The sequence below is a fragment of the Bradyrhizobium sp. CB2312 genome (assembly GCF_029714425.1).
GTDB lineage: Bacteria > Pseudomonadota > Alphaproteobacteria > Rhizobiales > Xanthobacteraceae > Bradyrhizobium.
This window is the reverse complement of sequence record NZ_CP121668.1, coordinates 989683-1003133: the sequence shown is the minus strand read 5'-3', so window position 1 is coordinate 1003133 and position 13451 is coordinate 989683. Positions and strand designations below refer to the sequence as shown.

Genomic DNA, 13451 nt, shown 5'->3' with positions numbered 1-13451 from the left:
ACAAATTCCTTCCCACCGAAATCGCTTGCCGACTTGTCAGTCGCGTATATCGAGCACACTCGTATCGGGTCGCGCGGGGGGCCTCACTTGGCCCGCAGACGAACTATTGGCGTCGGCCTTCCTGACATCCCGTGCCATTTCCAGGCAGATGATCAACTCGACGTAGCTTTTGAACCCAGAACCCGTCGATTCCGCCAGGCAAGCACTCCTGTCGGCTCTGGCGAACTGCGGCCACTCCGCCTGGAGTTTCTCAAGGGCTTCAGTTTCGTCACGCGTGCAGTGTTCGACAACGTTGGACGCCCCACCTTCGAAGCGGCATTCCTTGGCAATATCGAACTTGGGCACCTGGTCGGAGACGGGGATAGCTGAAAGTGTAGTCAGCAGCACGATTGGCAGATGAAGCAGCATCTCACACCTCCTTCACGGCGCGATCTGAACCCTCCACGACATCGCTAACCCCAAGCCATCTATCGAGCTATACAACCCTGGACGGAAGCGGGTCATATCAAGGTATGAGCGAGCAAGACGAGACGACGATGGTTCGCTCGGGCAATAGGTCCTACTGCAGGGGACCGCGTTTGACTGCAACGAAGGCAACGATCTGCGGGGCGATGGTCGGATGGCAGACGAGGAGGGTAAGGTGGACGATCGAACCGCGCGGTCCGCGCTGCAGCGCCATTGGGATGCTTCGGACGCGAACGACTTCGACGTTGAGCATGAAATCTATCACGAGGATGCGTTGCTTGATTATCCACAATCGGGCCAGAGGATTCGCGGTCGGCGCAACATTCAGCAGAGTCGGTTTCTCCAGCCAAACAAGAAGAGGTTTTTAGTCCGCCGAATAATCGGTGCCGGCGATCTCTGGATCACGGAGTTCGTGCTTTCCTATGACGGCCAGCCCTCTTATGCGGTGAGCATCATGGAGTTTCGCGACGGGTTGGTAAATCGGGAAACCCAATACTTCGCCGAGCCCTTCGATCCCGCGCCATCGCGGGCGCATCTCGTGCAGCGAGCTGATGGCGCTATCATTGATTAACGGGGTTGAAATGGTTCGACCACGATCCCTCAATTTCAGGAGAATACAGATGAGCCGCCCGCCTCTTCCGCCCTTTGATGTTACTACCGCAGCACTGAAGGTAAGGCTTGCCGAAGATGCCTGGAACTCACGAGATCCAACGCGGGTCGCACTCGGGTACACACCTGACAGCCGATGGCGAAACCGGGCGGAGTTCATCAACGGCCGCCAGGCGATCGAAGCCTTTCTCTTGCGCAAATGGACGCGCGAACTGGACTACCGTCTGATCAAGGAAGTGTGGACCCACGCGGACAATCGCATCGCTGTGCGGTTCGCATATGAGTACCACGATGATAGCGGCCAGTGGTTTCGGGCCTTTGGCAACGAGAATTGGCAGTTTGCCGCCGACGGGCTGATGGAACGGCGTATCGCCAGCATCAACGAGCACCCTATCGCCAATGCTGACCGCAAATTTCATTGGGACTTGGGCCGCAGGCCTGACGTCCATCCTGGGTTAAGCGAACTGGGCTTCTAGAGGCGTCACGAGCCGCGACCGCGACCGCCTCGGATCGCTATCCAGTCGACAGCTTTGAACGGCGGCAACACCAAGTTGTTTCGGGAGTCCTCGGAATGGATGTTGATCCAGTTTTCATGTCGCGACTGCAATTCGCCTGGGTGATCGGCTGGCACATCCTGCTCCCGGCATTCACTGTGGGCTCAGCTGCCTACATCGCGGTGCTCGAAGGGTTTCATCTCGTGTCCGGGCGCGATGTCTATTTACGGGTGTCGATGTTCTGGATCCGGATTTTCTCAGTTGCGTTCGGAATGGGCGTCGTCACCGGTGTCGTCATGCCGTTTCAAATCGGTACCAATTGGAGCCGCTACGCTGACGCGACGTCCAATGTTCTTTCGCCGCTATTCGCCTACGAAGGCCTGACGGCGTTTTTCCTTGAGGCTGGTTTTCTGGGCGTTCTGCTATTCGGGCGAACGGTGGTGCCCCGCTGGGCCCACTTTGTTGCAGCATTAATGGTGGCAGCCGGGACGCTGTTCTCCTCCTTCTGGATCCTGTCGGCAAACAGCTGGATGCAAACGCCGGCCGGTTACGAGATCATCGATGGACGTTTCTACCCTGTGGATTGGATAAAAATCATCTTCAATCCGTCCTTTCTCTCGAGATTGTCTCACACGGTGGTCGCTTTCTTCATCACGGCCGGCTTTGTCGCTCTCGGGGCCGGCGCCTATCTGATACGGCGCAGACGATTTCCGGCGGAAGGCCGGATTATGTTGTCTATGACGTTATGGCTCCTGACCGCACTGGTGCCGCTGCAAATCTTTCTTGGCGACCACCACGGTCTCAACACACTGGAACACCAACCGGCGAAATTGGCTGCGATCGAAGCGCGCTGGGAAACCGGCCGGAGCGTGCCTTTGACGTTGTTTGCGATCCCAGATGAAAAGGCCGAGAGCAACCGTGCCGCGATCGAGGTTCCCGGCCTCGGAAGTCTCATCCTGACCCACAAACTCGGAGGTGAGATCAAAGGCCTCAAGGACTTTTCTCCCGATCAGCGGCCTCCTGTTGCAGTCCCGTTCTTTGCATTCCGGATCATGGTCGGATGCGGTGTCCTGATGCTTGGTGTCGTGCTGATCGGCGGATGGCTGCGCTGGCGTGGACGGCTCATGGAAACGCCTTGGTATCTTCTTTCATGTCTGCTGATCTCTCCGATCGGCTTCATCGCCGTCATCGCCGGTTGGGCCGTTACCGAAGTTGGCCGTCAACCGTGGACTGTGTACGGCCTGTTGCGAACCGCGCACTCTGTTTCGCCGTCATTGACCGGTCGGGACGTCGTCATCTCGCTGGCCGCTTACATGACCGTCTATCTGATCATGTATCCTGCTGGGTTGCTGCTCATGCTGCGAATTGTTCGCGCGGGGCCGGCATCACAGGTTGGACAAGACGCAACGATTGCGGGGGGAAGGCCCAAAGCCCCGGTATTGGCGGGCGCCGCGATCCCGGCGGAGCGCGAGCCATGATGCACGTATTGGACTTTGTGCCGATCTGGACCCTGATCCTCGGGAGCGCAGTGTTTCTCTACGTATTGCTCGATGGCTTCGACCTTGGCGTTGGCATTCTATACGGCTTTGCGCAAAATGCCGCCGCGCGCAACATCCTGATGAATTCCATCGCGCCCATTTGGGATGGCAATGAAACTTGGCTGGTTTTCGGCGGCCTCGGACTTTTCGCAGCCTTCCCCCTGGCGTTCGCCATCATCATTCCAGCGGTCTACTTTCCAATTCTGGTCATGCTACTGGCGTTGGTGTTTCGCGGAGTCGCCTTCGAGTTCCGGTTTCGAGACGCAGAGCACAAGACATTCTGGGACCACGCATTCAACTATGGGTCTGGCGTGGCGACTTTTGCACAAGGGGTGGTGCTCGGCAGCATCGTCCAAGGGTTTCAGGTCAGTGGGACGGCATTCTCCGGCTCATCGTTCGATTGCCTGACGCCGTTCTCGATCCTCACCGGCGTCGCCTTGCTGTTCGGATATGGATTGCTGGGCGCGGGCTGGCTGATTCTCAAGACCGAAGGAGATTTGCAGGAAACCGCCCGCCGTCAGGGGCGGGTTTGCCTGGTCGGCGTCTTAGCGGCGATTGGCATCGTCAGCGCTTGGACGCCGATCATGAACCCGGCAATTGCCTCACGCTGGTTTTCCGTTCCGAATATCCTGCTTCTGGCGCCGATCCCGATTACAACGATTGCCGTCGCGCTTCAGACCTGGCGTGCGCTTTCCAGCCGCTCTGAAATCCTGGCATTTGCGGGGGGCATCGCCCTGTTTGCACTTTCCTATCTCGGAATCGCCATCAGCCTCTACCCATTCATCGTATGGCCCCAGTTCACGCTTTGGCAGGCGGCGTCCTCCGACCGCACCCAGGCATTCCTGCTCGTTGGAACGCTCGTTCTCCTGCCGGTGATCCTGATGTATACGAGCTGGTCCTATTGGGTGTTTCGCGGCAAGGTCCGGTCCGATATAGGCGATCACTAAGCAACCAGTGGCCTTTTTCTTTCCACGACAAACGGCTTCTCGGCGGCCTGCCCTCCACAAAACACTTGTCTTGGTCGAGTTCATCCATAGCGCGCGCGCTAGGTGGCTTTGCCTATTCAATCGGAGATTCGGCCACGCGCGGTAGCAGATGCAACCGGGGTCCGGCGGTTCCGGGTTGTTTTTTATAACGGATGTTATAAATACCTCTCGGCACGCAATGACAGGGTTTTCGACATGCCCCGACGAAAGAGCGAAAAAGCAGCGGTACCTCGTGGGCGCCCGCGCGCCTACGATGCGGAGGCAGCCCTCAAGCAGGCGACGGAGACCTTCTGGAGGAGCGGGTATTCGGGCACCCCGCTGGACAAGGTCGCCGCTGCGACAGGAATGAGCCCGCCGAGCCTCTACGCGGCATTCGGCAACAAGCACGCGCTCTATCTCAAGGCCCTCGCCCGATATTGGGAAATGACCCTGGCTGCGACGCGCGAGGCCCTCGTGGGGGAGCGTCCGTTGGCCCAAGCGCTGATGCTTGCCTATGAGACAGCATTGTCCTTCTATTTTTCGCGCAAGGGTTCCGCTCGCGGCTGCTTTGTGATCGGGACAGCGGTGGCCGAGGCGGTCGAAGATGCGGAGATCAGGAAGAGTGTTGCCGCCGGGCTCCGCATGCTCGACGCCGATTTTGAAGCCCGGTTTCGAACGGCGCGGGAGAGAGGCGAGTTGAAGCAAGATGCTGATCCGGAGGCGCTTGCGCTGCTTGCGTCAGCCACCATGCACACCATCGCAATTCGAGCCCGAGCCGGAGCTCGACGAGCGGACTTGAAGGAGATCGCTCATAAAGCGGTGACCCTCATCTGCGGAAGCCCCACGGCATCCAACTAATCCACCTCGTAGACGTACTAAGGGCTGCACTCCACCTCGGGCCCCGATATGATTGGCTTCCAATGTGATCACAAAGAGCACCATGAGCCTGCTTCTGGCCGCTTTCCTGCTTATGGCTGCCGACGGCTGCAATGCCGAGGTGCGGATCGTGAATGATCCCGGCGGCTGGATCGGAGACTATGTTGCCCGGTACGAACGTCTGCGGGCCAGGGGCGAAGCGATTGTTATCGACGGGTACTGCGCATCCGCCTGCACCATCGTCCTCGGCATTATTCCTCGTGACAAGATATGCGTCACTTCCCGCGCCGAATTTCTGTTCCATGCGGCCTACAACCCTGCCCCCCATGGCCGTAGGCAAACTAACCGCGAAGCTACCGACCGTCTGTATTCGCTATACCCAAGCGAAATTCAGCGGTGGATCGATAAGCGTGGGGGTCTGACTTCGCGCGGAACGTTGTTGAGCGGAGCCTCCCTTGCGGCAATGTATCCACGATGCCCCGAGGAAGAAACGCAGGGAGCGATCGCCGCTCATCTGCCACGAGTGGCTCGCTAATGCGTCGCGCTGCTAGAGATCACCGCATTGCTCGCGAGGGCGTCGGCATTTCAGGGGGCTCGATGCGAGTTTGCGGTGACGCGTTCTGCGGAGACAGGTTGCTTCTGTATGGCCAAATCGCGTCTCGCGAAAAAAGCGGCTCGCCTGTTGGGGGCGAGCCAAGTCAGGGAGGACTCTCGAGTGGGTCAACGGATGCGAAACGGGTCGCGGTAGCCGTATGATAGCGGGCTCGACTATTTTGCTCTATTAAATGCGATTTCACTCCGCGTCATCGCCGCCGCCAGTCGAGGCTCATTGCTCGATCCGGATCATGGCCTTCATGTTAGGATGAAATCTGCAGTAATACGCGATAGGCCCCGCCTTCTTAAGGACCGTCGCAGCAGTTGTTTTTGCCGGAATCACCACGTCCCAGTCTCCGGTCCGGGCAGTCGCGGTGTGATCGAACAGGTCCTTGTTGATCCACTGGATCGTATCCCCGACCTTCGCGGAAACTTCCGGAGGGGAAATCGTCATACTATCCATCGTGACAACAATGACTTCCGCCTTCGCGGAACCCGCACCGAGCAAGATTGCGAGGCAGAGAACCGGCAAGGTCCGTTTCGATTCCATGCGCCGCCCCTATCTCAGGCTTGCCATAAGATGTTCTGCATGCTGCTCGTGTCCTTGAAAGATCTTCAGACCGGTTTGCAACAGACCCCTCAGTTCATCGTTGGTCGCGCTCGGAATGAGCGTCGATTCAAGAGCGTCATCAACTGCCTTGTGATAGGCAACCTCGTTCGAGACGTACGCCTTGTCGAATTCTGCGCCTTTCAAGTTCCCGAGTTCGTTCAGCTTACTCGCACCCGCTTTCGAGAGGCCGCGGCTCGTGTCGTTATCTTCAGGTGTAACGTTAAGCTTCTTGACCAGACCAAGCGCCAGCTCGTTTACCGTCTGATGATCGCGCACCATATTTTCAGCGAACGCCCGCACTTCCTTGTTGCTTGATTGGTTCAACGCCTGCTTCGCAGCAGCGATATCGATAACGCTAGCCGTATACGCGATATGCGCGATCTGCGAATCATTCAGCTTTCCGCCCTGCGCGAAAGCCGCACCAACCCACAAGCTGAAGGCCAGTATCACTGCACTTGTCCGGATAATCACGATACGACACTCCTAGGTCTGCTGGTTCACCCAACCTCAACATCCCGAAATGCTGATGCGGGGGCCATTGTGCCTTCGGAGCGATCGGTCATATCAAGGTATGATCGAGCGAAGTCCGAACACCGCTAGAATGCATCAGCGACATTTGCCAACTTGAGCAACGTAAACGCATTCAGGCTTTTGCCGCGACGGCGGAGTCTCTTGAGGAGGGAACGTGGGATCGATCGAGATCAAGAGGGTCTACGAGCCTCGCTCTCGCGGTGACGGCGAGCGGATTCTCGTGGATCGATTGTGGCCACGCGGCCTGCGAAAGGCGGACGCCGCTATAGACCTCTGGATAAAAGACATCGCCCCAACCCCTTCGCTGAGGACGTGGTTCGATCATCGCGCTGACCGCTTCGACGCGTTCCAGCGGCGCTATCGCGAGGAGCTTAAATCGAACCCGGCCGTTACGGAGATCCTGGAAGCCATTGGCAACCGCAAGGCCACGTTGCTGTACGCGGCCCACGATGAGGCAATAAATCACGCGGTAGTTCTCGCGGAATTTCTCAAGAGGGCCGCTACAAGAGGACAGAGGCGTAACAAGGCGGAACGAAGTTTGTATCGGCTAAAAACCATTCCTTCCAAGTGAGAAATATTCACTTGCAGTCAGCAAAGAGGTCTTCGAATGCTGCCGCGCGCTTGATAAGAGTTGTCGGGTCAAGGCTCGGACAATGTCCAAGGCGCGACGGCAGATTTCGCAGCGGGGTCGCTTGCGTATTGCTTCTTACAAGAAGATGAGCAAGGCACAGATTAACTCTGCCGGAAGCAGAAACCGCGGGGCATCGCCAAGCGCTAAGCTAATGTTCGCGATGCGTCAGCCAGGGAACAGCTAGCTAGAGGGCCGCAACAGAGCGGTCACCAAGGGTCGATGGGAGTTCGCGCACTTCGCCAGAGTGGTGGGCCTTCACGTCAAGACGGCGTCTATTGTTCATGAGCTCTGAGCGCTCGGCGCCGTCATCACGAGCGGAATGCGAGGCGCGACGGCTCCGGCGTTGGCGGCTGATGTTCAGAAGTGCAGCAGGCCGCCAACGGCCAGCGTTCGATAAGCGCTCCGCCTTTGCTTGAAGCCAAAGTCTCTTTTGAGATGAGGAATTCCTGGAGACGGCCGCTCCCTCTTCGATCATTTGCTACCCCGGTGACGGCCGATGACTTCATTCGTCTATACAGGAAATGATATCGATCGGAGTCTTGCACTTCTCGGCGCGGCTGCAATTCAGACGAACTCTGAGAATGGTGGAAGTGAGCGGAATTTGAACCCGCCTGAGACAACCTCTCAATGCCTCACCCGGATTTGAGGTCCGAGCGCTCCACCCGGAGCGTTTCCCTTCCGTACCAAGGTCACTCAGAGAGGATCGGATCTACGCCATGTACGCGTGATCCAACAATGGATCGATCTGCGCGGCGGTCAACCTTGCGGGGGCGCTGCTCAGAGGGCAGCCGCTGGCAGAGTAATTTCCGCGATGCCCTCAGATCAGAAGCAAGCGCAGGTAACCACGACCGGCAGCTAACGCTGGCGCTGAAGAGCCGCTCGGTCACCTCCACACTAAACCCCGGCGCATGCTTGTTGCCGAGATCCGAGTAGCCCGGCAGCCGATGGTTATGAGTTGCAATGAGGCTACCGGAGACCAATGCCCATCCATGACGAAGAGCGGTCGCCACAACATAAACAAGGCTCAAACGCCTCCTCCTTCCGACCACATCTCAGTCTCGTGCGGCTCGACACCTAGCTGCGCTCCTTTCAACAACAACATATCACCGCCGACCCGAACGGCACATCAGACCCACGGTGCACAAATCCATACGTTTGCGTTATGCGCAGGGACTGCCTTGAGCTGGCAGAGCCCGCACATGACAAAGCGCAATCATCGCGCCGCGCTAGTGGGCACACATACGCAGGTATGAGCGAGCTCATGCTTTCTTTGCGTCGATTTTTTCTGGTGTTCATTCACTCTAAGCCCAAAGCAAGCGAGGAGATACCTATGAACAAGTTCCATAAGATGGCCATCGTCGCCGCCCTTAGCGGGACAGGATTGACGCCAATATTGAATGCTGCAACGTGCGACGCTTCACCTTTGCCAAGCGAGCACTACTGTATGGTTTGGTATACCCACGGATCCTATTGTGGGTTTGCTAACTACGAACAATGTGCGGCAACTGCGTCGGGAATAGGGGGCCAATGTTTCATTGCGCCAGATCAGGGCTCACGAGCTTTTGGAAAGAGCGCCGTGCAGATGGGTCGCTTCAAGTTTACGATTCTCAAATCTCGTGGTGATTAGGAGCATCGTTCCTAGATCTCCGTTTTGCTTTATGGACGGCCTCCATCGACCTTTACTCGCCGGCGGAGGGGCACGGGTTTGAAACGAACTAAAATAACCTCCCGAGGCCTTAGGCGCAGACGCTTCTAAGCTTTCAATCATTTTGCACTATCGGCAGCGTCAGTGCAAAGACGACGCAATGAGGCTGGGTGGGCGCGGCCCATAATCGACCGCGGGTGCTGCGACAATCGAGCAGCAGATCGACGATCCCACGCCCAAACCGCTGGGCTGTATGGAAAGGCAAGGCGCGATTCCTCACCGTCGTTCGTCGCTTCAGCGGATCCTGCGGCCGTCTTTTTTGGAGGCGTCCATATCGATTTCTCCCGAAAGTTTGCCTACCGGGAAACGCTGTGTGCTGCATCACGCGCAGATCCTCGGCTGGGGCCTGGCGATACTTGACTGCCTCTCGATAGACGCGAACCTTCCTGTCTCACAAGAGAAGTGTCGAATCGATCGATGCGTTAGCGGCCTGTCCCGTCACCCGGCAAACTTGTCTTTGCGTGGACATGCTCACACAATTGATGTCTCACCTCTACTCGAATACTCTGTAAACTTGCACAGATCCCGTTGCAGTATGGTGGTTGTCGGCATGCGAAATGCTCACGATCTCGGATTGATCATGTTTCCGCGCTTGTTTTGCATGGCGATCGCCATCGTCTGGACACTTAGCGGGAGTGGGGGTGCGGCGCAAACGTTGCGGCTCGTCAATGATGGATATTTGGGCCCTTCGGGAAAAGCCGATGCGCCGGGATTCGGCGTCGAAGTCCTCAGAGACGTCTTTCACAGCTTGGGGCAGGACGTCTCCTTCGAACTCTTAGCAACGAAGCATGCTTGGATGATGGTTGCGCGCGGCGAGCGTGATGGAATGCTCGCTACCCTAAGAACTAGCGAAGGAGAGCGGTTCTGCTCATTTCCAAGCGAGCCTTTGGTGCAGGACAAGTGGGTCTTCTTCGTGCGCACCGCGGACATCGGGAAACTGAAGTTTTCATCGTTCTACGATCTCGTTGGGCATGACGTCGCTATTCACGACCCAGAACCTGGCGTATCTGAACAAGCGATCTCGCCGGCATTGTCAAAGTTCTTGAGCGATCACCACAACATGGTCAAAACCAACGACGACACGGCGGAGAGCCTGCGCATGCTGGCAGCCGGTCGCTTCGATTACGCGCTCCTGAACCTTGCCTACGGAATGAGTGAGATCGCGAGAATAGGACTATCCGGAAAGATCGCGCCACTCTTGTCGCGTAGTGTCGTAGAACGTGGCATTTATATATGCTTCAGTAAGGAGCGGGTGGCGCCCGCTGTGGTCGACGCGTTCTCGGACGCTTTGAAGCAGTTTAAGCAGACCGAGGCATTCCAGGCGATCTATCGCAGATATTTTCCGTGACTTTTCACGCGATGCCGCGATGAGCAAACCTAATGCATCGCTGTCCCCTTCGCCGCAAACAGCGGCGCTGACCATCTAACAGCATCCGGGGGATACGGTTGTTCTCATCATGGGGTTAAATCAACAAAAACTTGTCCTGCTGAGCAACGGCGCACGGTCCAGGCAAATGGAATGATCAGCTTTTTGGCGGGGCGCGTGGAGCTATAGGAGAGGACCACCTGAGAGGGGAGCAGAGAGACTATAGCTTGTAGGCTTCGGGTGGCATTCTGCAAACCCAACACTCTGCGCAGCACTAGTGATGGTCCATTTCAGCTTTCCCAACAAGCGTTGATCTCGATCGGTACCCTCCATTGGGCTGAATCAAGGAAAATACTTTCTAGATATCGCTTGGAACGCCTGCGTCTGCTTGAACAGCCGCAACGCGCGCGAAAATGCTTCGACTAAAGAGGATGGAACGCGTGCCTTATTGAAGCACACTTGATAATCATCTTCCATTACGCTCGGAGACAATATTGGCTCTATGTCGAACAGGCCCATTTTTTTAATTTGTCGTGCTCCGACGGTCAGATTGGCAATCCCGTAGTCGAAACGGCCCGCGGCCAGCATTCTGAAAAGCATTCCGGTATCGGTGGTTTCGACCATGTCGGGGTGCTTGCGCTTGAACTTTTGTAACTCTGGCCACGCGTAGAGGCCCCGGGTAATCGCAACGTTCTTTCCATCAAGATCATCCAGCGTGTAAAACTTGAGATTTCGCACATCTGCGCTCCGCCCGAACAAAACCCACCGCTCCCGTCTTAGCGGCTCATCTGCAAAGCTACAGGCTTGAGCTCGCTGGCTCAGCCGCAGCGTGACAAATAATCCGTCCCGCTCACCACGGACAACCATCTCCCAGCCGCGAGATAAGGGAAATTCTTCAAATGACACTTCTTGACCCATTGCGGCAAACACACGGGTAAGAACTTCGACGCTGAATCCCGGAGCTTCACCATCGCCCAACTCTGTGTAACCCGGCAAAGGATAGGTGACGAGCCGCAACGGATCAGCCATGGACGGACTTCCGCCAAGTGACGATAGAATGCCGATTACGACAAACAGAATGCGTTGAAAGCAAACCACTCCCGCCATCTAAGTGCCCCCACGTCTGATAATCATCACAGTGGAACGAGAACCGGACGACAGTATAAACGCGAACCCGCAGAACCCGATATCAGGGTTGCCATAGTTAAAGAGATTGAAGGAGCATTGTGGGTTTTTCGCCGGCCACTATAGCAGTAACTCCGATCGCCAAGCTTTTGGCGCCCCAAACTGGACTAAATCTTGCCGATCAGCCAAGCAAAGGCAGGCGTTTTTATCACCTTTCGTCTGAGCGCTCCGCTACTGTGAGCCGATCAGTTGTTCTCGTTCTCCCGCAGGCAGCGCCATGCAAAAAACGGCTCCTCGTTGTTCGTTCGGCATCGCCCAAAGTCGACCGCCGTGCGCTTCGACGATCGAGCGGCAAATCGATAGCCCCATACCGAGGCCATTCGGTTTGGTCGTGTAGAAGGCATCGAAAACTGGCTCGGGGTTGACGAGACCAGGCCCGGAATCGCTGACCGCCACGATCACCCCGCCATCAGGGGAAATATTCGTGCTAATCGATAACTCACGCGAGCCATCGGTAAGTTCGCTCATTGCTTCTATAGCATTCATTACCAAGTTCAGGATGACCTGCTGCAATTGTACGCGGTCCCCGTAAACGCACGGCAGATCATCGGCTAAGCGGGTCTGAAGAAAAATGCTCTTACTAGCCGTCTCGCTACGCATCAATCCGACAATCTCAATAACGACGTCGTTGATTTCCAAACGCTCTCTCTTTATTGGAGCCTTCTTGACGAAATCGCGTATCCGTCCAATGACTTCGGCAGCGCGCCTGCCATCGGCAACGATGCGGTCGATCGCGTGTTTCGTCCTGGTCAGGTCTGGTGGAGACGCAGCTAGGCAACGTTGCGCGGTACCAGCATTGATGAGCGCGGCCCCGATCGGCTGATTGACTTCGTGAGCTAACGAAGCTGCAAGCTGCCCCATGGTGGCGATACGATTGCTATGAATTAGTTGCATTTGGGACTCTGAGGTTCGCCGTTCAGCTTCGCGCAGAGCCGTGTCTCTTAAGTTCAATGCTTCCACCAAATGGTCGACTTCATCCGGAAGATTCCATCGATGTCGGAGGCGCAGCGCGTCCTGGGACCTAGGAAGATCGTGTCTGCGAAGCCATGTTGAGATCGCGGTGAGGCGAGATGTCACGATCTGGTAGACAAGATAGAGAATAAAAAACGAAACGAGGAATGTCTTAATCGCTTGACTGACCATGATGACGGCTGCGGTGCCCAACAGCCTGCGATAAATTCCCTGGAACGTCGCTTCAACGGTCAGAATGCCAAGCAATTGGTTCATATCGCGGTCTCTGTAAAAGATCTTGAACTCCTGGCGTGCAGGCGCGTTGGCATCGTGCACGCCGGCAGTGACCCGAAGAGCCCGGGCCGGATTGGCGACCTCTTGCAGTTCTACGTAGCGGATATCAGGCAGATTCTTTATTCCATCGACCTGCAACTGTAGCTGACGCTCGTCCAGTCGCCAGAGACCGTCGCTCAGGCTTCGACTGTACACGCTATCAATCTCTGACATTCGTACATCGATCGCCTGGACGTCGCGGTAATAGTCCAAATAAAGCTGCGTGAGCGTCAGAAGTAATGTGACGACCGAGCTGAAGAGAACAACACGAATAAGAAGTCGTCGGCCGATGCCTCCGCTTACTCCTAGGACAGAGGTTGACCCAGTAACCAGACGCTTCAACAATCCACCGTCGCCATGGCCATCATCGCGCGGGGCGGGCGTTGAATTAACTTCCACAGCTCATGCTCGCCATAAAAAATGGTAGTCTTCACGCACCGAATTCACTGCTAAGCTTCTGAACTTATCTCAACCACACCTTCGCATAATTGCGCATTTGACACTACAATGTATCCGTTTGAATCGAGGGAGATGCTGAGGGTAACGGTGGCCTCAGGGGTCCGACCTTTTCTGCACATCGCGGCCTTTCCACTAGGCC

Annotated in this window: 13 protein-coding genes and 1 tRNA gene; 8 read left to right on the top strand and 6 right to left on the bottom strand. The window is 56.4% G+C overall.

Going from position 1 to position 13451, the window contains the following annotated elements:
- Nucleotides 1–36: 36 nt before the first annotated feature.
- Nucleotides 37–408, bottom strand: a complete 372-nt coding sequence (locus tag QA642_RS04810; RefSeq protein ID WP_283083632.1) for a hypothetical protein — start codon at nucleotides 406–408, stop codon at nucleotides 37–39.
- A 232-nt stretch (nucleotides 409–640) separates the two neighbouring features.
- Between QA642_RS04810 and QA642_RS04805 the strand changes: the two genes are divergently transcribed.
- From QA642_RS04805 to QA642_RS04780, 6 genes are all read left to right on the top strand, one after another.
- Nucleotides 641–1036: a nuclear transport factor 2 family protein gene (locus tag QA642_RS04805; protein WP_283083631.1), complete on the top strand. Its 396-nt coding sequence runs from the start codon at nucleotides 641–643 to the stop codon at nucleotides 1034–1036.
- 49 nt (nucleotides 1037–1085) lie between these two features.
- Entirely contained in the window at nucleotides 1086–1550 is a 465-nt protein-coding gene (locus QA642_RS04800; RefSeq protein WP_283083630.1) for a nuclear transport factor 2 family protein, read from the top strand.
- 95 nt (nucleotides 1551–1645) lie between these two features.
- Nucleotides 1646–3046, top strand: a complete 1401-nt coding sequence (locus QA642_RS04795; RefSeq protein WP_283083629.1) for a cytochrome ubiquinol oxidase subunit I — start codon at nucleotides 1646–1648, stop codon at nucleotides 3044–3046.
- Complete coding sequence (gene cydB / locus QA642_RS04790) at nucleotides 3043–4053, top strand: cytochrome d ubiquinol oxidase subunit II (protein WP_283083628.1); 1011 nt, start codon at nucleotides 3043–3045, stop codon at nucleotides 4051–4053. Before QA642_RS04795 ends, cydB begins: the two co-directional genes overlap by 4 nt.
- Before the next feature lie 234 nt (nucleotides 4054–4287).
- Nucleotides 4288–4929, top strand: coding sequence for a TetR/AcrR family transcriptional regulator (locus QA642_RS04785; RefSeq protein WP_283083627.1), 642 nt, complete (start codon nucleotides 4288–4290; stop codon nucleotides 4927–4929).
- A gap of 82 nt (nucleotides 4930–5011) precedes the next feature.
- Nucleotides 5012–5482 (top strand): hypothetical protein, encoded by a 471-nt coding sequence (locus QA642_RS04780; protein WP_283083626.1) that lies wholly within the window; start codon nucleotides 5012–5014, stop codon nucleotides 5480–5482.
- 291 nt (nucleotides 5483–5773) lie between these two features.
- On the opposite strand, the gene QA642_RS04775 is transcribed toward QA642_RS04780, so the two are convergent.
- Both QA642_RS04775 and QA642_RS04770 read right to left on the bottom strand, forming a co-directional pair.
- Complete coding sequence (locus tag QA642_RS04775; protein ID WP_283083625.1) at nucleotides 5774–6091, bottom strand: cupredoxin domain-containing protein; 318 nt, start codon at nucleotides 6089–6091, stop codon at nucleotides 5774–5776.
- A gap of 9 nt (nucleotides 6092–6100) precedes the next feature.
- Entirely contained in the window at nucleotides 6101–6622 is a 522-nt protein-coding gene (locus QA642_RS04770) for a DUF4142 domain-containing protein (protein ID WP_283083624.1), read from the bottom strand.
- Nucleotides 6623–6836: 214 nt separating this feature from the next.
- Here QA642_RS04770 and QA642_RS04765 point away from each other — a divergent pair, with 214 nt between their 5' ends.
- Nucleotides 6837–7253: a DUF488 domain-containing protein gene (locus QA642_RS04765; protein ID WP_349253827.1), complete on the top strand. Its 417-nt coding sequence runs from the start codon at nucleotides 6837–6839 to the stop codon at nucleotides 7251–7253.
- A 642-nt stretch (nucleotides 7254–7895) separates the two neighbouring features.
- On the opposite strand, the gene QA642_RS04760 is transcribed toward QA642_RS04765, so the two are convergent.
- A tRNA-Sec gene (locus QA642_RS04760) sits at nucleotides 7896–7993 on the bottom strand.
- Nucleotides 7994–9598: 1605 nt separating this feature from the next.
- On the opposite strand from QA642_RS04760, the gene QA642_RS04755 reads away from it, so the two are divergent.
- Nucleotides 9599–10366 (top strand): transporter substrate-binding domain-containing protein, encoded by a 768-nt coding sequence (locus QA642_RS04755; protein WP_283086802.1) that lies wholly within the window; start codon nucleotides 9599–9601, stop codon nucleotides 10364–10366.
- A gap of 360 nt (nucleotides 10367–10726) precedes the next feature.
- Here QA642_RS04755 and QA642_RS04750 read toward each other — a convergent pair whose 3' ends face one another.
- Together QA642_RS04750 and QA642_RS04745 are read right to left on the bottom strand one after the other, a co-directional pair.
- A complete protein-coding gene (locus QA642_RS04750; RefSeq protein WP_283083623.1) occupies nucleotides 10727–11413 on the bottom strand; it encodes a transporter substrate-binding domain-containing protein in 687 nt (228 codons plus the stop codon).
- 327 nt (nucleotides 11414–11740) lie between these two features.
- Entirely contained in the window at nucleotides 11741–13252 is a 1512-nt protein-coding gene (locus QA642_RS04745) for an ATP-binding protein (protein ID WP_283083622.1), read from the bottom strand.
- Between the last annotated feature and the right edge of the window lie 199 nt (nucleotides 13253–13451).

Excerpts from the sequence above, each read along its gene's own strand:
- QA642_RS04810 (WP_283083632.1), bottom strand. The coding sequence starts at position 408 with ATGCTGCTTCATCTGCCAATCGTGCTGCTGACTACACTTTCAGCTATC.
- QA642_RS04800 (WP_283083630.1), top strand. The coding sequence starts at position 1,086 with ATGAGCCGCCCGCCTCTTCCGCCCTTTGATGTTACTACCGCAGCACTG.
- QA642_RS04795 (WP_283083629.1), top strand. The coding sequence starts at position 1,646 with ATGGATGTTGATCCAGTTTTCATGTCGCGACTGCAATTCGCCTGGGTG.
- cydB (WP_283083628.1), top strand. The coding sequence starts at position 3,043 with ATGATGCACGTATTGGACTTTGTGCCGATCTGGACCCTGATCCTCGGG.
- QA642_RS04785 (WP_283083627.1), top strand. The coding sequence starts at position 4,288 with ATGCCCCGACGAAAGAGCGAAAAAGCAGCGGTACCTCGTGGGCGCCCG.
- QA642_RS04780 (WP_283083626.1), top strand. The coding sequence starts at position 5,012 with ATGAGCCTGCTTCTGGCCGCTTTCCTGCTTATGGCTGCCGACGGCTGC.
- QA642_RS04775 (WP_283083625.1), bottom strand. The coding sequence starts at position 6,091 with ATGGAATCGAAACGGACCTTGCCGGTTCTCTGCCTCGCAATCTTGCTC.
- QA642_RS04755 (WP_283086802.1), top strand. The coding sequence starts at position 9,599 with ATGTTTCCGCGCTTGTTTTGCATGGCGATCGCCATCGTCTGGACACTT.
- QA642_RS04750 (WP_283083623.1), bottom strand. The coding sequence starts at position 11,413 with ATGGCTGATCCGTTGCGGCTCGTCACCTATCCTTTGCCGGGTTACACA.